The sequence below is a fragment of the Patulibacter minatonensis DSM 18081 genome (assembly GCF_000519325.1).
Taxonomy (GTDB): Bacteria; Actinomycetota; Thermoleophilia; order Solirubrobacterales; family Solirubrobacteraceae; genus Patulibacter; species Patulibacter minatonensis.
Map to the genome: position 1 here is coordinate 3,212,969 of NZ_KI912613.1, position 20,308 is coordinate 3,233,276.

Sequence of the window (20,308 nt, forward strand, 5' to 3'; positions counted from 1 at the left end):
TGCACCTCATGGCGCACCCAACCCACACCAGCGATTCCCGCGATGCCGACTCCCGACCGACCCCCAGCGGGCGGAGCCGTGGCGGGGATGACCATCCTCACCGCGATGGTGCTCGGACTCGCGGTCTTCGGCGCGCTCGGCGCGCTGCTCGGATCGCTGGGGCTCGGGTTGATGGTGGGCGCGTTCTTCGGGCTCTTCGGCGGGACCGCCGCAGTGATCGCCCGGTTCCGATGACCCTCGGGCCGGCCATCCACGCATGCTGAACGTCCGCCTGCTCGACATCGCCGTCGTGATCGCTGCACTACCGATCGTGCTGCTGCTCGGCGCCCCGGCCGTCGGCTGCCTCGTCGCCACGATCGTCTGGATCGTCCAGCGCATCGTCGCCGGCGTCGTCGAGGGCAAGGCCCGCGAGCAGGACGACCCGCGCGCGGCGCTCAAGCTCAACTTCGTCGCGATGATGGCGCGCGTCTGGCTGATCTGCCTGGCGATCGTCCTCTGCGGCGTCGCGGTCGACCGCCGCGACGGCGCCGCGGCCGCGGCGACGATGCTCGTCGCCTTCACGGTCTACCTGGCCGTCACCCTCCTCACCCGCACCACCGACAGGAAGTCTGTCCACGCATGAGCACTCGCGCGAAGGTCCGCATCTCCCTCGGGGTCTACGTCCTTCTGATCATCGCCGCCGTCGCGGCGTTCGGTGCGACGAAGAACGCCGACTCGTCGTTCGAGCCGGCCAACGAGTTCAAGGTCGACAAGTGGATCGATCTCGGTCCCCTGTCGATCAACAAGGCCGTCCTCTACATCGTCATCGCGGGCTTCCTCACGGTGTTCACGATGATGTGGGTCGCCAAGCGGATGCAGGCCAAGCCCAACCGCACGCAGACGGTCGTCGAGCTGATCTACACCTCGATGCGCGACAACGTCACGGGGGCCAACATGGACTCCCGAATGGCGACGCGGTGGTTCCCCTTCATCGCCACCATCTTCCTCTTCATCTGGTACTCGAACCTGATCGGGTACATCCCGCTGCCGACGAACACGGAGCACAAGTTCGACGTGTTCGGGCTGCAGGTCCCGCACTTCGCGCTCTACGCGGCGACCGCCAACCTCGGCGTCCCGCTGATGATCGCGATCCTCGTGTTCGTCTTCTACACGGGTGAGGGCATCAAGAAGAAGGGCCTCTTCGGCTACCTCGGCAGCCTCGTGCCCGCCGGCGTCACCGGTCCGATGGCCGTCTTCATCTGGTTCCTGGAGTTCCTCTCGAACTTCATGCGCCTGATCTCGCTCTCCGTACGTCTTTTCGCCAACATCCTCGCCGGCCACCTGATCATCCTCTTCATGAGCGGTGGTCTGGCCGTCCTCCTCGGCATCCACGCGGTCGGCATCATCGCCCTTCCCGCGGGCATCCTGCTCTATCTCTTCGAGATCGGGCTGGTCGCCACCCTGCAGGCCTTCATCTTCGCCACTCTCACGGCCATCTACCTCGGTGGCGCCGTGTCCGAGTCCCACTGAGTCACCTAAAAGGAGCAGTACCGTGGACCTCACGATCATCACGCAGCTTGCGGCCGTCGACGACGCGTCCGACGCCGGCAAGGCCATCGCCCTCGCCCTCGGCGGCGGCCTCGGCGCCGCCGGCGCCGGCATCGGCATCGGCTACCTCTTCGGCAGCGTCGTGCAGGCGCTCGTGCGCCAGCCGGAGCTCAAGGACGAGATCACCAGCATCCAGTGGCTCGGCTTCGCCCTCACGGAGGCCGTGTTCTTCTACGGCCTCGTCGCGGGCCTCCTGGCCTTCTTCCTGTAGGCCGCGATGAGTCTGCTCCTGCAAACCATCACGCCGCTCGCTGAAGCGGCCGCTGGTGCCGAGGACGAGAACAAGAGCTTCCTGGTCTCCCCGGATGCGGGGGCGATGATCTGGACGCTGATCGTCTTCGTCATCGCCTGGATCGTCCTGGCGAAGGTGGCGTTCCCCAAGATCGGGGAGGCCCTGGACAAGCGCCAGGCCGCCATCAACGAGTCGATCGAAGCCGCCGAGCGCGACCGCGCCGAGGCCGAGAAGCTGGCTGCCGAGAACCGGCAGAACCTGCTCGAGGCCCGGACGCACGCCGAGGACATCCTGACGCGTGCCCGCAAGAGCGCCGACGCCCACGAGGCCAAGGCCCGCGACGAGGCGAAGACCAAGGGCGAGGAGATCCTCGACCAGGCGCGCAAGGACATCGAGGCCGAGACGCGGCGCGCGATCAGCGAGATCCGCACCGAGGTCGCCGACCTCACGATCCAGGCGACCGCCAAGGTCACCGGCAAGACGCTCGACGGGGACGACCAGCGTCGCCTCATCGAGGAAGCACTCGACGGGCTCGACTTCTCCGCGCTGAGCGGCGAGCGGAGGTAGCACCATGGACCAGATCTCCCGCGTGTACGGCCGGTCGCTGTTCGAGGTCGCCCAGGAGCGCGACGTGGTCTCCGAGGTGCGCGAGCAGCTCGGTCAGATCGTCGAAGCCCTCTCGGAGAGCCGCGAGCTGCAGCTGTTCCTCGCGTCCCCGCAGTTCTCCTCCGAGGAGAAGCGGGACGGGTTGCGCCGGGCGATCGACGGCGCCGACCCCATCGTCGCCAACCTCCTCGACGTCATGGTCGAGAATCAGCGGCTGTCGCTGCTGTCGGAGGTCCGCACCGAGTTCGATGCTCGGTACGACGACCTCCACAAGGTCCTGCCCGTCCGGATCTCGACCGCGGTCGAGCTGGACGAGGAGACCACCGCCCGGATCGGCCGTCAGGTCGGCGAGGGAACGGGCCGCGAGGTCCAGCTCACCACCGAGGTCGATCCGGACCTCATCGGCGGCATCGTGCTGCGCGTCGGGAACCAGATCCTCGACGCCTCCATCCGTCAACGACTCGAAAACCTGCGTCGACAGGTGGCGACGGCGTAGTCCGCCGTCGTCGATCGCCACTTCCGTAGGAGCCCTGCACCATGCAGATCAAGCCTGATGAGATCACCAGCATCCTCAAGAGCCGCATCGAGGGTCTCGATGCCGGCGCCGCGTCGCTGACCGAGGTCGGCACGGTCCTGTCCGTCGCGGACGGCATCGCCCGCATCCACGGGCTGGACAACGCCGGCTCGTTCGAGATGCTCGACCTGCCGCACGGCGTCACCGGCCTCGCCCTGAACCTCGACGCGGACTCCGTCGGCGCCGTGCTGTTCGGCGACTGGCAGAAGGTCGTCGAGGGCGACACCGTCAAGCGCACCGGCAACCAGCTGCAGATCCCGGTCGGCGACGCGCTGCTCGGCCGCATCGTCTCGCCGCTCGGTCAGCCGCTCGACGGCAAGGGCCCGGTCGAGACGACCGAGACCCGCCCGCTCGAGTTCAAGGCCCCGGGCATCATCTCCCGCAAGCCGGTCACCGAGCCGCTGCAGACGGGCATCAAGGCGATCGACGCGATGATCCCGATCGGCCGTGGCCAGCGCGAGCTGATCATCGGCGACCGCCAGACGGGCAAGACGTCCGTCGCGATCGACGCGATCATCAACAACAAGGACTCCGGCGTCATCTCGGTGTACGTCGCCATCGGTCAGCGCATGGCCTCGGTCGTGCAGATCGCCCAGACGCTCGCCGAGAACAACGCCCTGGACTCGACGATCATCGTCGCCGCGTCCGCCGACGAGGCCGCGCCGATCAAGTTCGTCGCGCCGTACGCCGGTGCCGCGATGGCCGAGCACTTCCTCTACAACGGCGGACACACGCTCGCCGTGTACGACGACCTGACGAAGCACGCGTTCGCGTACCGCCAGATGTCGCTGCTGCTCCGCCGCCCGCCGGGCCGCGAGGCGTACCCGGGCGACGTCTTCTACCTGCACTCGCGCCTGCTCGAGCGCTCGGTGAAGCTGTCCGACAAGCTCGGCGGCGGGTCGATGACGGCGCTGCCGATCATCGAGACGCAGGCCGGCGACGTGTCGGCCTACATCCCGACGAACGTCATCTCGATCACCGACGGCCAGATCTTCCTCGAGCCGAAGCTCTTCTACTCGGGCGTCCGCCCGGCCATCAACGTCGGCATCTCGGTGTCGCGCGTGGGCTCCTCGGCGCAGACGAAGCCGATGAAGAAGGTCCAGGGCGGCCTGAAGCTCGCGCTGTCGCAGTACCGCGAGCTCGAGGCCTTCGCGCAGTTCGGCTCCGACCTCGACGCCGACACCCGGGCGACGCTGTCGCGCGGTGAGCGCCTCGTGAAGACGCTGAACCAGGGCGAGCGCTCGCCGCTGACCGTGGCCGAGCAGGTCCTCCAGATCTTCGCGGCCACCAACGGCTTCGTCGACCGCATCACGGCCGACCGCGTCGAGGAGTACCAGTCGCGCCTCGTCGAGGCCGCCGCCGGCTCGATCGCCGACGTCCTCGAGAAGATCAACGGCGGTGACTGGTCCGACGAGGTCCAGGCCTCCGTCAAGGACTTCGTCGGCAAGTTCACCGAGCAGGACTTCGGCTACGAGCTCGACGAGGACGGCGAGCCGCTCGAGACGGCGACCGCCTGATGCGCGGTCTGTCCCGACGGACCGAGAGGAGCTAGTCGATGGCGCAGAGCGACGTCAAGGCCCGCATCGGGTCCGTCCAGAACATCCGCAAGATCACGCGGGCGATGGAGATGGTCTCGGCCGCGCGCCTGCGCAAGGCCGAGGACCGCGCCTCGTCGCTGCGGCCGTACGCCGACGCCCTGCGCCGCATGACCCGTCAGGCCGCCGCGGCGGCCGGCGCGGGCGAGCTGCAGTCGCAGCCCGTGCTGCGCACGCACGAGCAGGAGAACACGGTCGGCCTGGTGCTCGTCACCGCCGACCGCGGCCTGGCCGGCGCGTTCAACTCGCAGATCCTCCGTGCCGGCCTGAATCGCGCGGCGGAGCTCGAGTCCGAGGGCAAGAAGGTCGTCTTCTACGCGAGCGGTCGGCGCGGCGTGTCGTCCCTGACGTTCCGCAATAAGGAGCTGACGGGCCAGTACACCGGCTTCACCGACGCACCCAAGGCGAGCAACGCGAGCGACATCGCCGACGACCTGGTCGCCGGCTTCGTCGACGACAAGATCGACCGCGTCGAGGTCTTCTACAACAGCTACGTGTCGCCGCTGGTGCAGGAGGTCCGTCAGGAGACCCTGCTCCCGCTGGCCGCCGCGAGCGTGGTCGGGGACGACGACGCCGCCGAGGAGCCCGAGGAGGAGACCACGGGCCCGAAGGCGATGGTCGAGTACGAGCCCGACGACCCCGCGGAGCTCCTGGCCGAGCTCGTGCCCGAGTTCGTGCAGGTCTCGCTCCTGCGCGCCCTCCTGGAGTCCGCCGCCTCGGAGCACGGTGCCCGCATGACCGCCATGCGCAACGCCTCCGAGAACGCGGCCGACGTGATCAAGAACCTGACGCTCGCGATGAACCGCGCCCGTCAGGCCGACATCACGCAGGAGATCATGGAGATCGTCGCCGGCGCGGAGGCCCTGAACTGATGTTCGCCCTCACCGCCGGCCGCAGCACCCCGACCGCGCTCGTCGCCGAGCCCGTCGGCCCGTCCACCACCCCCGCTCGCACCGAGTAAGAGGAACAACTCATGGAAGCCGCAACCGCTACCAACACCGGTCGGGTCGAGCAGATCCAGGGCGTCGTCATCGAGGCGGTGTTCCCGGACAAGCTGCCCGAGATCAACTTCGCCATCGAGACGACGATGCCGGACGGCTCGACGCTCGTGCTCGAGGTCCAGCAGCACCTCGGTGACGACCGCGTCCGCGCCGTCGCCATGGACTCCACCGACGGCCTGGCCCGTGGGGTCGAGGTCCGCGACCTCGGCGGCCCGATCTCGGTGCCCGTCGGCAAGGCCGTCCTCGGCCGCATCTTCAACGTCCTCGGCGAGACCATCGACGAGGGCCCGGACCTCGACGAGCACGAGCTCTGGGGCATCCACCGTCCCGCGCCGAAGGTCGAGGACCTGACGCCGACGACCGAGATGTTCGAGACCGGCATCAAGGTCATCGACCTCCTCGCCCCGTACGCCAAGGGCGGCAAGATCGGCCTGTTCGGCGGCGCCGGCGTCGGCAAGACCGTCCTCATCCAGGAGCTCATCAACAACCTGGCGCAGGAGCACGGCGGTCTGTCCGCCTTCTGCGGCGTCGGCGAGCGCTCCCGCGAGGGCACCGACCTCTACCTGGAGATGCAGGAGTCGGGCGTCATCGACAAGACGATGCTCGTCTTCGGCCAGATGAACGAGCCGCCCGGAGCCCGCATGCGCGTGGCCCTGACGGGTCTGACGATGGCGGAGTACTTCCGTGAGCAGGGCGGCCAGGACGTGCTGCTCTTCATCGACAACATCTTCCGCTTCGTCCAGGCCGGCTCCGAGGTCTCGGCGCTCCTGGGTCGCATGCCGTCGCAGGTCGGCTACCAGCCGACGCTCGAGTCCGAGATGGGTCAGCTCCAGGAGCGGATCACCTCGACCCGCCAGGGCTCGGTCACGTCCGTGCAGGCCGTCTACGTGCCTGCCGACGACTTGACCGACCCGGCGCCGGCCTCGGTGTTCGCGCACCTGAACGCCACGACGTCGCTGTCGCGTGCGATCTCGGAGAAGGGGATCTACCCGGCCGTCGACCCGCTCGACTCGTCGTCGACGATCCTGAAGCCCGAGGTCGTGGGCCAGGAGCACTACGACATCGCGAACCAGGTCAAGGAGATCCTGCAGCGCTACAAGGAGCTCCAGGACATCATCGCGATCCTCGGCATCGACGAGCTCGGCGAGGAGGACAAGATCCTCGTGCAGCGCGCCCGCAAGATCGAGCGCTTCCTGTCGCAGCCGTTCCACGTCGCCGAGCAGTTCACCGGTTCCCCGGGCCAGTACGTGCCGATCGCCGAGACGGTGCGGTCGTTCAAGGAGCTCCTCGAGGGCAAGCACGACGACCTGCCCGAGTCCGCCTTCCTCCTCAAGGGCTCGATCGACGACGTCGTCGAGGCCGCGAAGAAGGGCTGATCCCCGTGGCGTACGAGCCCTTCAAGGCCGACGTCCTCTCGCCCGGGGGCCAGGTGTTCTCGGGCGAGGTGCAGCAGATCTCGACCCGCACGGTGTCGGGCGAGCTCGGCGTGCTCCGCAAGCACCAGCCGCTGCTCGGTCGCCTCGAGGCCGGCGAGCTGCGCCTGTACCTCCCGAACGACGGCGAGGTCAAGCGCCTCGTCCAGACCGGCGGCTACATCCAGGTCGCCGGCGACGGCGGCGTGCTGTTGCTGGTCGACGAGGCGTACCCGATCGAGGACTACGACCGCGCGCAGGTCGAGGCCGACCAGCAGAAGGCTGCCGAGCGGCTCGAGAAGGCCGAGGCCGGCACCGAGCAGCACCGCCTGGCGCTCGCCGGCAAGAAGCGGGCCGACGCGCTCGTGAAGCTCGGCGACAAGCTCGACAAGCGCTGAAGGCCGGCCCCTCGGGGCCGGCTCCGAGGGCCCGGCACCACCGGGACCGCAGGACGACGAAGGGCCCGGATCTCGCCGATCCGGGCCCTTCGTCGTTCCCCGGCCGCCGCGTGGCGGGCCGCCTGGGGTGGTCCCGTGCGCCGCGCGGGTGGCGCGGGGGAGCGGTGGTCCTCCCGGGGCGGGAGGACCGCGGTCGGTCTAGAAGCCGCCGTTGTAGTTGTAGATCAGGATGGTGAACATCCCGGCGAACGCGACGACCGCCGAGACGGCGAAGCCCACGGTGCTGTTGACGAGGCTGATGTTCTCGTCCTCGTGGTCCTCGCTGGGGTGCTCGATGTCGCTCATCCGGTCCTCCGTCGTCGTGAGGGGCCATCTTCGCACGTGGGGCGCCCGCGGGGAACGTCGCCGCCCGGGGTCTCCTCCGCCCGGGGTGCGGCGGTGCCGGACGCCGCGGACGACGGCGCGATGAGGGGACGCCTATCCTGCCGTGGATGGACGAACGGCTGCTCACGGAGCGGCTGGTCGGGTACGACACCTCGAAGTCGGCGGGCCTCCGGGCCGCCGGGGGGTTCGTCAAGGGCTGGCTGGAGTCACACGGCATCGACGCGTGGGAGCGCGATCACGACGGGCTGCCCGTCCTGCTGGCGCAGATCGGGTCCGACGATCCCGTCGCGCCGACGGTGATCCTGCACGGCCACCTCGACGTCGTCCCCGCGCACGACGAGCAGTTCACGCCGACGATCGACGGGGACCGGCTCTACGGCCGCGGCTCGTACGACATGAAGGGCGGGCTCTCGGCGATGCTCTGCGCCTTCCGCGACGCCGCCCGCGAGATCCGCGAGCTCGGCACGGAGACCCCGATGTCGGACGTCCGGGTGCACCTGGTGGTCGTGCCCGACGAGGAGAGCGAGCAGGTCGACCGCCGCTCGACCGACGCCCTGGTCAAGGACGGCACGCTCCGCGGGGACTTCGCGATCACGGGCGAGCCCACGCAGCTCGACGTCGGCGTGCAGGCCAAGGGCGTCCTCGCCATGCGGCTGGCCGTCCACGGCGTCTCGGCCCACGGGTCGACCCCGTGGCTCGGCGACAACGCCGCGCTCAAGGCGTTCGACGTCTTCCGCCGGATCGAGACCCTGCCGTTCAGCCGGCAGAGCAGCGACCTCTACGACCGGCCGTCGATCAACCTGGCCAGGATCCACGGCGGCGACGCCTTCAACATGGTTCCCGACCGGTGCGAGATCACCGTCGACATCCGCTTCGTGCCCGGGCAGGACCCGAAGGAGATCTTCCGCCAGATCGGCGCGATCCCCGACGTCGAGGTGTTGACGGTCCTCGAGCGGGCTCCCTCGATCGTGTCGCGGAGGAACCCGTACGTGGTGGCGCTGCGGGCGGCCGTCGCGAGCACGGGCGAGGGCGCCGGGATGGCGGTCGGTCGCGACGGCGCCTCCGACGCGTTCGCGTTCCTCGAGGCCGGGATCCCCGCCGTCGAGTTCGGGCCCAGCGGCAACGGCCACCACGGTCCCGAGGAGTGGGTGTCGATCGACTCGCTGGACCGCTACCGCAAGGCCCTGGTCGAGTTCCTCCGGTCGGTCCCGGACGCGGTCCGCGTGGACCGGTCTGCGGCCGGCACCGCCGACTGATCCGGGCGTCCGGACGGCGTTCGCCGCGCCAGGGGATCGACGTCGTGGGGCGGCGCACCACCGGACAAGCGCGCGCACCCTCCGGCCGCTCGGTGTGCACCGTCACACGCCGTGTGGGCCGTCGCCTCGGGCACGGTCCGCGCCGGGCTCGCGGCACGGGCGACGGGCCGACCCGCGGTGTACCCTCACGGGTCTATGCCCACAGCGCGTGAGCCCATCGGTGTGATCGGTACCGGATACGTCGGGTTGGTGACGGCGGCCGGATTCGCGGAGCTCGGCAGCGATGTCGTGTGCGTCGACATCGATGCGGAGAAGATCGCCCGCCTGGAGCGGGGGGAGATCCCGATCTACGAGCCCGGTCTGGCCGAGCTCGTGGCGAAGAACCGCTCGCGGTTGACGTTCACGACGGACATCTCGCAGGCGCTGTCCCGCGCGAGGATCCTGTTCGTGGCGGTCGGGACGCCGCCGACGTACTCCGGCGACGCCGATCTCTCCGCGGTCCACGCCGTCGTCGGTGCGATGCCGGCGTCGGACTCGCACGCGCTGGTGATGAAGTCGACCGTCCCGGTGGGGACGGGCAAGGCGATCAAGCGCGAGTTCGAGGCGCAGGGCAAGGCCGGGTTCCGGTACGTGTCGTGTCCGGAGTTCCTCAAGGAGGGCACGGCGGTCGCCGACTTCCTGCGGCCGGACCGCGTCGTCGTCGGGGACGACGGCGACTGGGCGGGCGACGCGGTCGTCGAGCTGTACCGGCCGCTGTTGAACAGCGAGTACGGCGGGCAGGGTCCTGCGGCCCCGTTGGGTGAGCTGGTGCGGACCGACATCGCGTCGGCGGAGATGGTGAAGCTCGCGTCCAACGCGTTTTTGGCGACGAAGATCTCGTTCATCAACGAGATCGCGAACGTGTGCGAGGAGACCGGTGCGGACGTCGTCGAGGTCGCCAAGGGGATGGGTCTGGACGAGCGGATCGGCCCGAAGTTCCTGAACGCCGGGATCGGGTTCGGTGGCTCGTGCTTCCCGAAGGACGTGACGGCGCTGAAGCAGCTGGCCGGCAACTCGGGGTACCACTTCCAGCTGCTGAACTCGGTGATCGAGGTCAACGAGCTGCAGAAGCGTCGCGTGATCGGCAAGCTCGAGAAGCACCTCGGGACGCTGGTGGGCAAGCGGATCGCGCTGCTGGGTCTGGCGTTCAAGCCGAACACCGACGACATGCGCGAGGCGTCGTCGCTGGTGCTCGCCGCGCGGTTGCAGGCGGCGGGCGCGTCGGTCGTGGCGCACGATCCGATCTCGGCGGAGGTCGCGCGGCCGATGCTGCGCGGCGTCGAGCTGGCGGACGACGCGCTGTCGGCGGCGAAGGACGCCGACGCGGTCGTGCTCGTGACCGAGTGGCAGGAGTTCCGGGATCTCGACTTCCCGGCGCTGATCGACGTGATGGCCGGTGACGTGCTCGTCGACGGCCGCAACGCGCTCGACGGCGCCGCTGCCGCTGCGGCCGGGTTCCGCTACGAGGGCATGGGCCGCCCGGCCCACCGACCCGCGGCCCAGCCGGCCGCACCCGTTCACCAGAGCTGAGGATGACCTCCACCCAGGCCGTCATCCTCGTCGGGGGCAAGGGCACCCGGCTCCGGCCACTGACGTCCAACCGGCCGAAGCCGATCGTCCCGCTCGTCGACCGGCCGTTCATGGCCTACATGCTCGAGTGGGTCGCGTCGCACGGCGTCACCGACGTGATCATGTGCTGCGGCTTCCTGGCCGACTCGATGGTCGAGGAGATCGGCGACGGGTCCCGGTTCGGGCTGCACATCACCTGGGTGGTGGAGCCGTCGCCGCGCGGCACGGCCGGGGCGCTCTGGTACGCGAAGCCGCACCTGCGCGACGAGCGGTTCCTGATGCTCAACGGCGACGTCCTCACCGACATGGACCTCACCGCCCAGGTCGAAGCACACGTCCGCACCGGGGCGGTCGGCACGCTCGCCCTGGTCCCCGTGGAGGACCCGAGCGCCTACGGCCTGGTCCGCCTGCACCCCGACGACGCGGTCCGCGGGTTCCTCGAGAAGCCGACCCCGGAGCAGATCGACACCGACCTGATCTCCGCCGGCGCCTACGTCCTGGAGCCGTCCGTCTTCGACCTGATCCCGCAGGACCGGCTCGTGTCGATCGAGCGCGAGGTCTGGCCGCGGCTCGTCGGCAATGGCCTCTACGGCAGCGTCCACCGCGGGCGCTACTGGATGGACATCGGGACGCCCACGCGGTACCTCGAGGGCACCCGCGACATCCTCTCCGGCCGCGTGCTGACGCAGGTCGCCCGGCGGCTCGAGGACGGGCCCGTCGACCCGTCCGCCACCGTCGGCGACGGGTCCGTCGTCGACCGCACCGCGCTGATCGACCGCGGTGCCACGATCGGGCCGCGCGTCACCGTCGGCTCGGGGTCGTACGTCGGCCCCGGGGCGACGGTGGGGGAGGAGGCGATCCTCGAGAACGCGGTCGTCCTCGCCGGCGCGCGGGTCGGGGCGAAGGCCCGGCTGCGCGACTGCATCGTCGGCGTCGGCGCGGTGCTCGGGGACGGCGTCGTGCTGTCCGACGCCGCGATGGTCGGGGACGGCGCCACGGTCGCCGACGGCAACGTGCTGACGCACGGGGTCCGCATCGGCCCGGGGGCCTCGATCGCTCCTTCCACCGTCTGGTTCTGAGCCGCCGGGAACGCGGCGCGTCCCCGCTCGCAGGGCAGTTCCGGCACACGCCCGGGACCTCTGCGATGCTGCGGGTGATGACCGAGACCGCATCCCCTTCCGTCCTCGACGCCGCGACGGTCGCGGCCGTCGATCCGACCGACCAGGTCGCCGACACGCTCGCGATGGGCGACCACCTGCGCGACGCGATGTGGAAGGCCGAATCCGCCGGCCTGGGCTCCTGGGACAGCCGCGGGGGCCTCGTCGTCGCCGGCATGGGCGGCTCCGCCATCGGCGGCATCCTCGCCCGCGCGGCCCTCGCGGACCAGGCGGGCCGGCCGATCCTCTCGGCGAAGGGGTACGAGCTCCCGCCGTGGACGACGGACGACACGACGGTCCTCTGCGCGAGCTACAGCGGGGACACCGAGGAGACGCTCGCCTGCTTCGAGGCGGCCGGCGTCATCGGTGCACGCCGCGTGGTCGTGACCTCCGGCGGCGAGCTCGGGCGCCTCGCCCGCGAGGAGGGCGTGCCGGTGATCCCGGTCGCCGGTGGGCTGCAGCCCCGCGCCGCCGTCGGCTACATGCTCGTGGCCGTCCTGGAGACCGCGGCCGCCTGCGGCGCCGGCCCCTCGCTCCGCGCCGAGCTCGACGTCGCGGCGGACGCGCTCGACAGCCTCGCCGGGGAGTGGGGCCCGGGCGGTCCGGACGACGGCGAGGCCAAGACCCTCGCCCGCGCCCTGCACGGGACGGTGCCCGTGATCACCGGGATGGGGCTCACGTCGCCGGTGGCGTACCGCTGGAAGTGCCAGATCAACGAGAACGCCGAGGTCCCGGCGTTCTGGGGCGAGCTCCCGGAGATCGACCACAACGAGATCGTCGGCTGGAGCGCCGCCGCGAGCGTCGGCAAGCTGTCGGCGATCCTGCTCGAGGACTGCGACGCCCACCCGCGCCTCGTCCGGCGGGCCGAGCTCACCGCCGAGCTGATCCGCGACCAGTCGGCCGGCGTCCACCGCATCCAGTCCCGCGGCGAGACCGCCGTCGAGCGCGTGCTGTCGCTCGTGCTTCTGGGCGATCTCGTCTCGCTCTACCTCGCCGTGCTGCGCGGCACGGACCCCGAGCCGGTCGACGTGATCCAGCGCCTGAAGGCGCGCCTCGCCGAGGACGACTGACCCCGGCCCCGCCGGTCCGCGGATCCGCGCTCCGGCGGGTCGCGGGCGCCTCCGGGTCGTGGCACGCCCGGAGGCCAGAGATGGGCCCCGTCGATTGTGAGATCTGCGGAACCGCGCCTTCGGGGCGTGCGGTAGCGTTGCCGAGGTGCTGCCCGCCATGGTCCTCGCCGCCGGTCTCGGAACCCGACTCCGGCCTCTCACGTTCGAGCTGCCGAAGCCGATGGTCCCGCTGCTGGACCGTCCGGCGATGGCCCACACGATCGACCTGCTGCACCACCACGGCATCGATCGGATCGTCGCGAACCTGCACTACTTCCCGGACACGATCCGCGACTACTTCGGCGACGAGCTGACGTACGTGCAGGAGGAGGAGCTCCTCGGCACCGCGGGCGGCGTCCGGAACGCCAAGGACTTCTTCGGCGACGAGCCGTTCCTCGTCCTCTCGGGCGACGCGCTGACCGACCTCGACGTGCAGAAGCTCGTCGACCGTCACGAGGCCGCCGGCGGCGTCGCGACGCTGTGCGTGAAGCGGGTCACCGAGACGAGCGAGTACGGCGTCGTCCTCACGGACTCCGACGGCCGCATCACCGGGTTCCAGGAGAAGCCGGACCCGGCGGAGGCCCTCTCGGACCTCGCCAACTGCGGGATGTACCTGTTCTCGCCGGAGATCTTCGACTACTTCCCCGACCGACCGTTCGTCGACTGGGCCAACGACGTGTTCCCGGCGCTCCTCGCCGGCGACGTCCCGTTCCACGTCTACGAGATGGACGAGTACTGGAACGACGTCGGCGCGCTCGACGAGCTGCGCAACGGCACCTTCGACGCCCTCAGCGGCGCGCTCCACCTCGAGGCCCTCCCGGACGCCGGGCCGGACGCCGTCATGGTCGGCAGCGGGTCGTCGCTCGACGCGGCGGACCTCGTCGAGGGCCCGATCTGGGTCGGGCGCGACGTGCAGATCGGCGCAGGCGTGCGGCTGCAGGGTCCACTCGTCCTCGGCGACGGCGTCGTCGTCGAGGACGGCGCCGCGATCAAGCGCTCGATCGTGCTCCCGGGCACGCGGATCGCGGCGAACACCATCCTGATCGAGGCGATCACCGGCTCGACCGGGATCGTCGCGTCGCTCCGCCCGCGCGCGGACACCCGCCTCTCCGCCTCGTAGGCGGGCGGCGCCAGGCGTCCGTGGACGCTTCGGATCTCGGCACGGGCGACGCTCGGCAGTGCGGGTGCACAGCTCTCTCGTCGCCCGCACCGACCTCCTCGGTCTACGAACTCCTGGCATCCACCCGCACCGCCGAACGGGTCCGAGCACGTGGACTGGCTTCAGATCCGCATGAAGCCCGTGTCGGCGGCGCGCCGGGCGGCCTCGGCGTCGGCGTCGACCTCGGGCTCCGCGTCGGGCGCGGTGCCCTCGCGGCGGTCCATCAGACGTTCCTCGCGGCGGGCCTGGACCTCGGCCTCGCGCAGCCCGCGCATGAACAGGACGCCGAACGCGACGCCCATGATCAGGACCTGTTCGGTCGCCATCAGGGCGCCGGACATCATCTGGTCCGTGGTCGGGGCGAGGCCCCACCACGTCGGCTGCTCGTCGTAGAACGAGTAGAGCGCCTTCGGTGCGAAGGTCAGCGCCATGCCCAGCAGGCCGACCGTGACCTTCGTGACGCCCATGTAGGCCATCGGACCCATGCTCGTCATCCGGTCGCGCGAGGGGATCGGGCGGAGCAGGTGCCACCAGTAGAGGAAGCCGACGCTCGTGAAGGTCATGTGCTCGAGCAGGTGGATCGAGTCGTGACGGCTGGCGGCGTCGTAGAGGACCGGGGCGTGCCAGATCCACATCCCGAGCGTGTAGCCGACGAGGCCGAACCACGGCTTGGCGAGGAAGCCGACCCGCTGCTCGATCCACTGGACCCGTCGCGTGATCGGGCGCATCAGCACGCGGTTGAGCCCGAACAGCAGGAACAGCGGGAACACGTCCAGCAGCAGCAGGTGCTGGATCATGTGGAAGATGAACAGGTGGTCGCCCAGCCCGTCGATCGGGTTGCCCTGGGCGATCACGAGCGTCAGCCCGCCGCAGACGAACGAGACGAGGCGCCACACCGGGGCGTGCGCGCGGTCGGGCGAGCGGCGCACGGCGATCCACCGGCGGACGTAGACCGCCCAGAGGATCGACGCGAGGATCAGCGGCGGGAGCTCGACGCCCCACGTGATTGGCGGAGACACGACTGAGAAGTGTTGCACTCCGACCCTTCTCCCGACCCACCCCTCGCGCGGACGATCCGGGGGTGTCGCGCGCCGCCGATCTGCTCACCTGCCTCGTCGTCCCGGAGCGGTGCCTACACTGCCGGGGGCCCGCGGAGCGGCCCGGCGCCATGCTCTGCCACGCGTGCCACGGGGCGCTCCCGTGGCTCCCGGTCGACGGCTGTCGCAGGTGCGGGCTCCCGCGCCCCTGCCCGCGTGGACGCTGCCCGTCGCGCTCGGCACCGTTCGCGGCCGCGTGGGCACCGCTGTCGTACGAGGGGCCCGCACGGACCCTCGCGCTGCTCGGGAAGGACCGGGCCGCCCGCCGCGTCGCGCCGTGGTTCGCCGCGGCGATGGTCGCGCGCGTGCCCGCGACCGTGACCGACGGCGTCGCCGCGGTCGTCCCGGTCCCACCGGATCCGCGACGTCTGCGACGGCGGGGCGAGGACCACGCGGCGCTGCTCGCCGCGGCCGTCGCGGCGGCGCTCGGCGTGCCCCGGCTCCCGCTGCTCGGCCGCGAGCGGTCGGGACCGGCCCAGCACCACCGCACGCGGGCGGAGCGCCTGCGCATCGCCGCACCCGTCCTGCTGGCGGTGCCGCCCGACCGCGTCCTGCTCGTCGACGACGTCCACACCACCGGTGCGACCGCGCGGGCCGCCGCCGCCGCGCTCCGCGGCGGCGGCGCCCGGCGGGTCACCGTGCTGACGGCGCTGAGGACGCTCCGGTGAGTGGACCGGGGGACGGTGCGACCACGCGCCCCGCCTCGGCCGGGCCCGGCCGTGTGGAGCCCCGGCCGCGGAGCGACTACCGTGCACCGCAGCGATGAAGCAACAGCTGCGCCCCCTCTTCGACCGCGTGGTCATCAAGGAGCTCGAGCCCGACCGGGTCCGCCGGTCCGGTCTGGTGGTCCCTCCCGGCTCCCACGAGCCCCCGCCGCAGCACGGCATCGTCCTCCGCGTCGGTCCCGGGCTCGACTGGTGGCAGCAGGCCGGGGTGCGGATGCCCGTCCAGCCGGGGGACCACGTGGTGTTCCCCGCGGCGGCGGGCACGTGGATCGACGTCGAGGAGGAGCGCCTCCTGGTCTGCCGCGTCGGTGAGCTCCTCGGGGCGCTGGACGTCGCCGACGCCGACGACGGTCCGGGCGTCGACCTGGACCTCGGGGCGGACTCGGACGCCGACTGACCGGGCGCCGCCCGGCCGGGCGCCGCCCGTTCGCCGTCCCTCGGGGCCGTCGGGGCGGTCCGCCCGGTCGCCGGCGCAGGTCCCGCCGCGCGAGCGGGCGACCGCTGCGGTGGGCGATGTGGGGCACTCCGGTGCGCCGCCGTCGTCGGTCGGCGGGCCGCAGATCGACCGGTCCGCGGCCCGGTACGGGACCCGCCGGGACGCGCATCGCCCGTGGCGCGCTGGCGCTAGCACGGTCCGACCGGGACGGCCAGCGCCGCGCGTCCATATCAGGCCGGATGTCGACGTGTCGGCTGCCCTTGCGTCGCACGGTCGGGTGCTGTTACTTTCGCGTTACCGCTGGATTCCAACCCCAAAAAGGAGCGCCATGCGGATCGAAGTGAAGGGTCGCAACTACCCGGTCACTGAGGAGATGCGCGACTGTGTCGCGCGTCGCTTCCGGAAGGTCGATGCCCAGGTCTCGGAGTTCGCCGAGCTGGAGATCGAGCTGTCGGAGGCCCGGAACCCCGCGATCGCGGAGCCGTTCCAGGCCTCGGCGACGCTGCGACTCAAGGGGGTGACGCTCCGATCCCACGACGCCAGTCGCGACATGAAGCACGCGATCCACCTCATTGAGGAAGAGCTGACGCGCCAGGTGAAGCGTCAGAACGTGAAGAAGCGGCACCGCCGCGACGCCCGCCGCACCGTGCAGGCCCGCCGCGCCGACGCGGGGGCCGCACCCCCCGCCTGAGCTCCGACGCCCCGGCGCGAACGCCCTCGGCACCCCCTCGCGGGGCGTGCCGGGGGCGTTTCGTCGTTCGGGGGCACCGACGGGATCCGCAGCGCGGGACGCGCCGACGACGGCACCGGGCCCGCGCCCGCGGGGGAGCCGGTCGGGCAACGGAAGGCCGCTGGTACGCTGGCTGCATGGGGATTCTTTCGCGCGCGCTGAGCATCGGCGAGGGCAAGCTGCTGCGCGAGTACGAGAAGCGCGTCGCGCGCATCACGGCCTTCGAGCCCGAGCTCGAGCTGGCGGACGACGCCGAGCTCCTGGAGCGCTTCACGGGCCTCCGCGAGGAGGCGAAGAACGGCCGCAGCCTCGACGACCTGCTGCCCGAGACCTTCGCGGTCGTGCGGGAGCAGTCCAAGCGCACGCTCGGGATGCGGCACTTCGACGTGCAGCTGATCGGCGGGCAGGTCCTCCACGGCGGGTCGATCGCCGAGATGCGCACCGGCGAGGGCAAGACCCTCACCGCGACCCTGGCGGTCGTCCTGAACGCGCTGCCGGGCCACGGCGTCCACCTCGTCACGGTCAACGACTACCTCGCCGCCCGCGACGCGGAGTGGATGGGCCGGCTCTACAACGCGCTGGGCCTGTCGATCGGCGTGCTGCAGAACCAGCAGTCGTACGAGGACAAGCGCGCCGCCTACGCGTCGGACATCACGTACGGCACGAACTCCGAGTTCGGCTTCGACTACCTGCGCGACAACATGGCGCAGTCGCTGGAGGAGAAGGTCCAGCACGGCGGCCGCATCGGCGACGACGGCAAGCCCGTCGCGATGCACAACTTCGCGATCGTCGACGAGGTCGACAACATCCTCATCGACGAGGCGCGGACCCCGCTGATCATCTCCGGCGCGCCCGAGAAGGCCGCCGACCTCTACGTCACGTTCGCGAAGCTCGCGAAGACCATGACGACGGGCAAGAAGCCCGAGGGCATGGATCCGAAGACGAAGAAGGAGTACGTCGCCGACTACGACTTCGAGTTCGACGAGAAGCACAAGACCGTCGCGGTCACCGAGCGGGGCGTCGAGAAGGCCGAGCGGTTCCTCGGTATCGACCACCTGTACCGGGCCGAGAACGGGCACCTCGTCAACCACCTGAACCAGTCGCTGAAGGCCGAGTCCCTCTACAAGCGCGACAAGGACTACGCCGTCATCGACGGCGAGGTCGCGATCATCGACGAGCACACCGGCCGCATCCTCGAGGGCCGCCGCTGGTCCGAGGGCCTGCACCAGGCCGTCGAGGCGAAGGAGAGCGTGGCGATCCAGGAGGAGAACCAGACGCTCGCCACCGTCACGCTGCAGAACTTCTTCCGCATGTACAAGAAGCTCGGCGGCATGACCGGCACGGCCATGACCGAGGCCACCGAGTTCCAGAAGATCTACAAGCTCGGCGTGATCCCGGTCCCGACGAACCAGCCGGTCGCCCGCATCGACCGCAACGACGACGTCTACAAGACGAAGGACGGCAAGTGGTCCGCCGTCACGCGCGAGGTCGTCGAGCGCCACCACAACCAGCAGCCCGTCCTCGTCGGCACCGTGTCCGTCGAGGTCTCCGAGCTTCTCTCGGGCCTCTTCCAGAAGGCGGGCATCCCGCACACGGTCCTGAACGCCAAGCCCGAGTTCGCGGCCATCGAGGGCGAGACGGTCGCCGAGGCCGGCCGCCCGGGCGCGGTCACGATCGCCACGAACATGGCCGGCCGCGGCGTGGACATCAAGCTCGGCGGCGACGCCGAGCACCTCGTCCGCAAGCAGCTGCGCCAGAAGGGCCTGACCCCCGGCGACGAGGGCTACGACGAGGCGTTCACCGAGGCGCTGCCCGCGATGCAGGAGCGCTGCGCCGCGGACCGCGAGATCGTCACCGAGGCCGGCGGCCTCTTCATCTGCGGCACCGAGCGCCACGAGTCGCGCCGCATCGACAACCAGCTCCGCGGCCGGGCGGGCCGCCAGGGCGACCCGGGCGAGTCCCGGTTCTTCCTCTCCGCCCAGGACGACCTCGTCCGGATCTTCGCGGGCGACCGCATCTACAAGATCCTCGACCGCTTCCAGGCCGTCGACGACGACGGCCACGAGCTGCCGATCTCCGCCGGCATGCTGACGAAGCAGATCGAGAAGGCGCAGCGCACCGTCGAGGAGCGCAACTTCCTGATCCGCAAGCGCGTCCTCGAGTACGACGACGTCTCCAACGAGCAGCGCCGCGTCGTCTACGCCTACCGGGACCAGATCCTCGAGGGGCGCGACATGTCGACCGACGCGCACGAGGAGATCGGCAACGTCATCGGTCGCGCGCTCGACGAGTACCTGCCGTCGCACGACTTCGAGTCGTGGGACGTCGACGGGCTCCTCGACGCCCTCCGGGCGATCTGGCCCGTCGGGCTCGACCGCGACGACCTCGACCCCGACAGCACCGACCGCGACGAGCTGCAGCACCAGCTCCACGAGGACGCGATCGCCGCCTACGCCGCTCGCGAGGAGGAGCTCGGCTCCGAGCTGATGCGCCAGGTCGAGCGCTACCTGCTGCTGTCGATCATCGACCAGCGCTGGCGCGAGCACCTGTACGACATGGACTACCTGCGCGAGGGCATCCACCTCCGCGGCTACGCCCAGATCGAGCCGATCGTCGCGTACAAGAACGAGGGCTACGACCTCTTCCAGGACCTCATGGCGTCGATCTGGGGCGACTTCTCCCAGATGGTCTTCAACGTCGAGATCGAGGTCGAGGAGCAGATCGCCGACCCGGCCGCCCCCGGCCAGGGCCGCCCCGCGCAGTCCTACGACTACTTCGGCGGCACCGGCGGGCAGGCCACGTCGCTCGAGGAGCTCGCGGGCGACGTCGACTCCGCCGCGCTCGCGACCTACGGCGCCGCCGAGGACGACGCGGAGGCCGCCGCGCCCGTCGTCCAGCAGCGCGTCGTCTCCGACCAGGACCAGCTCGGGCGCAACGAGCTCTGCTGGTGCGGGTCGGGGCGCAAGTACAAGAAGTGCCACGGCGCGAACGCCTGACCTGAGGCGAATGCTCCCGGGCACGCCCGGGGGGCGTCCGGCCGTCGCCGGATCCGGCGCCGCCCTGCGTCGGGATGCCGGTCCTCGCACCCCAGCCCCCGCTGCGCACCGGTGGGACGACCGCAATGCGATCGACCGGCTCGGCGGCGAGGTCCGCCGCGACGTCGACATCAACGGGCTGCTACGGACCGACGTCGCGCTGGAGAACGCGCCGGAGCGTCGCGCGGAGCTCGGCGGGGGACGCGT

The 20,308-nt window shown here is 70.9% G+C and carries 21 protein-coding genes; 19 read left to right on the forward strand and 2 right to left on the reverse strand.

Going from position 1 to position 20,308, the window contains the following annotated elements; translation table 11 throughout:
• Positions 1-87: 87 nt before the first annotated feature.
• The 10 genes from PATMI_RS36750 to atpC all read left to right on the forward strand — a co-directional run bounded on the left by PATMI_RS36750 (position 88) and on the right by atpC (position 7,405).
• Positions 88-234, forward strand: coding sequence for a hypothetical protein (locus tag PATMI_RS36750; RefSeq protein WP_157260785.1), 147 nt, complete (start codon positions 88-90; stop codon positions 232-234).
• A 22-nt stretch (positions 235-256) separates the two neighbouring features.
• Positions 257-622: a hypothetical protein gene (locus PATMI_RS0114835; RefSeq protein ID WP_026911452.1), complete on the forward strand. Its 366-nt coding sequence runs from the start codon at positions 257-259 to the stop codon at positions 620-622.
• A complete protein-coding gene (atpB, locus tag PATMI_RS0114840; RefSeq protein ID WP_026911453.1) occupies positions 619-1,509 on the forward strand; it encodes a F0F1 ATP synthase subunit A in 891 nt (296 codons plus the stop codon). The genes PATMI_RS0114835 and atpB overlap by 4 nt, the downstream gene beginning before the upstream one ends.
• 22 nt (positions 1,510-1,531) lie before the next feature.
• The gene (locus PATMI_RS0114845) at positions 1,532-1,798 is read left to right on the forward strand and encodes an ATP synthase subunit c family protein (protein WP_051471712.1); all 267 of its coding nucleotides are present in this window, start codon (positions 1,532-1,534) and stop codon (positions 1,796-1,798) included.
• A 6-nt stretch (positions 1,799-1,804) separates the two neighbouring features.
• Positions 1,805-2,386, forward strand: coding sequence for a F0F1 ATP synthase subunit B (atpF, locus tag PATMI_RS0114850; RefSeq protein ID WP_026911455.1), 582 nt, complete (start codon positions 1,805-1,807; stop codon positions 2,384-2,386).
• A gap of 4 nt (positions 2,387-2,390) precedes the next feature.
• Positions 2,391-2,921: an ATP synthase F1 subunit delta gene (gene atpH, locus PATMI_RS0114855; protein ID WP_026911456.1), complete on the forward strand. Its 531-nt coding sequence runs from the start codon at positions 2,391-2,393 to the stop codon at positions 2,919-2,921.
• A 41-nt stretch (positions 2,922-2,962) separates the two neighbouring features.
• On the forward strand, positions 2,963-4,516 hold the full coding sequence (gene atpA, locus PATMI_RS30400) for a F0F1 ATP synthase subunit alpha (protein ID WP_036725913.1): 1,554 nt from the start codon (positions 2,963-2,965) through the stop codon (positions 4,514-4,516).
• Between the two features lie 38 nt (positions 4,517-4,554).
• Positions 4,555-5,466 carry an ATP synthase F1 subunit gamma gene (gene atpG, locus PATMI_RS0114865; RefSeq protein WP_026911457.1) on the forward strand — a complete coding sequence of 304 codons (912 nt, stop codon included), beginning with the start codon at positions 4,555-4,557 and terminating at the stop codon, positions 5,464-5,466.
• 101 nt (positions 5,467-5,567) lie between these two features.
• Complete coding sequence (gene atpD, locus PATMI_RS0114875; protein ID WP_026911458.1) at positions 5,568-6,971, forward strand: F0F1 ATP synthase subunit beta; 1,404 nt, start codon at positions 5,568-5,570, stop codon at positions 6,969-6,971.
• 5 nt (positions 6,972-6,976) lie between these two features.
• Positions 6,977-7,405 carry an ATP synthase F1 subunit epsilon gene (gene atpC / locus PATMI_RS0114880; protein WP_026911459.1) on the forward strand — a complete coding sequence of 143 codons (429 nt, stop codon included), beginning with the start codon at positions 6,977-6,979 and terminating at the stop codon, positions 7,403-7,405.
• A gap of 198 nt (positions 7,406-7,603) precedes the next feature.
• Here the strand turns inward: atpC and PATMI_RS36755 are convergent, their stop codons facing one another.
• On the reverse strand, positions 7,604-7,750 hold the full coding sequence (locus PATMI_RS36755; protein WP_157260786.1) for a hypothetical protein: 147 nt from the start codon (positions 7,748-7,750) through the stop codon (positions 7,604-7,606).
• Positions 7,751-7,896: 146 nt separating this feature from the next.
• Between PATMI_RS36755 and PATMI_RS30405 the strand changes: the two genes are divergently transcribed.
• From PATMI_RS30405 to PATMI_RS0114910, 5 genes are all read left to right on the forward strand, one after another.
• Positions 7,897-9,045 carry a M20 family metallopeptidase gene (locus PATMI_RS30405; protein ID WP_036725916.1) on the forward strand — a complete coding sequence of 383 codons (1,149 nt, stop codon included), beginning with the start codon at positions 7,897-7,899 and terminating at the stop codon, positions 9,043-9,045.
• Positions 9,046-9,240: 195 nt separating this feature from the next.
• Entirely contained in the window at positions 9,241-10,614 is a 1,374-nt protein-coding gene (locus tag PATMI_RS0114895; protein ID WP_026911460.1) for a UDP-glucose dehydrogenase family protein, read from the forward strand.
• Between the two features lie 2 nt (positions 10,615-10,616).
• Positions 10,617-11,732 carry a nucleotidyltransferase family protein gene (locus PATMI_RS0114900; RefSeq protein WP_026911461.1) on the forward strand — a complete coding sequence of 372 codons (1,116 nt, stop codon included), beginning with the start codon at positions 10,617-10,619 and terminating at the stop codon, positions 11,730-11,732.
• 77 nt (positions 11,733-11,809) lie between these two features.
• On the forward strand, positions 11,810-12,880 hold the full coding sequence (locus PATMI_RS0114905) for a bifunctional phosphoglucose/phosphomannose isomerase (protein ID WP_036725918.1): 1,071 nt from the start codon (positions 11,810-11,812) through the stop codon (positions 12,878-12,880).
• Positions 12,881-13,025: 145 nt separating this feature from the next.
• Positions 13,026-14,039 carry a nucleotidyltransferase family protein gene (locus PATMI_RS0114910; protein WP_245604174.1) on the forward strand — a complete coding sequence of 338 codons (1,014 nt, stop codon included), beginning with the start codon at positions 13,026-13,028 and terminating at the stop codon, positions 14,037-14,039.
• A 161-nt stretch (positions 14,040-14,200) separates the two neighbouring features.
• On the opposite strand, the gene PATMI_RS30410 is transcribed toward PATMI_RS0114910, so the two are convergent.
• Positions 14,201-15,097, reverse strand: coding sequence for a cytochrome c oxidase assembly protein (locus PATMI_RS30410; RefSeq protein ID WP_245604175.1), 897 nt, complete (start codon positions 15,095-15,097; stop codon positions 14,201-14,203).
• Between the two features lie 62 nt (positions 15,098-15,159).
• On the opposite strand from PATMI_RS30410, the gene PATMI_RS30415 reads away from it, so the two are divergent.
• From PATMI_RS30415 to secA, 4 genes are all read left to right on the forward strand, one after another.
• Positions 15,160-15,843, forward strand: a complete 684-nt coding sequence (locus PATMI_RS30415; protein ID WP_051471715.1) for a hypothetical protein — start codon at positions 15,160-15,162, stop codon at positions 15,841-15,843.
• Positions 15,844-15,937: 94 nt separating this feature from the next.
• Entirely contained in the window at positions 15,938-16,297 is a 360-nt protein-coding gene (locus tag PATMI_RS30420; RefSeq protein WP_051471717.1) for a co-chaperone GroES, read from the forward strand.
• 367 nt (positions 16,298-16,664) lie between these two features.
• On the forward strand, positions 16,665-17,027 hold the full coding sequence (gene hpf, locus PATMI_RS0114930; RefSeq protein ID WP_026911464.1) for a ribosome hibernation-promoting factor, HPF/YfiA family: 363 nt from the start codon (positions 16,665-16,667) through the stop codon (positions 17,025-17,027).
• Between the two features lie 176 nt (positions 17,028-17,203).
• Positions 17,204-20,062, forward strand: coding sequence for a preprotein translocase subunit SecA (gene secA / locus PATMI_RS0114935; protein WP_026911465.1), 2,859 nt, complete (start codon positions 17,204-17,206; stop codon positions 20,060-20,062).
• Positions 20,063-20,308: the final 246 nt, after the last annotated feature.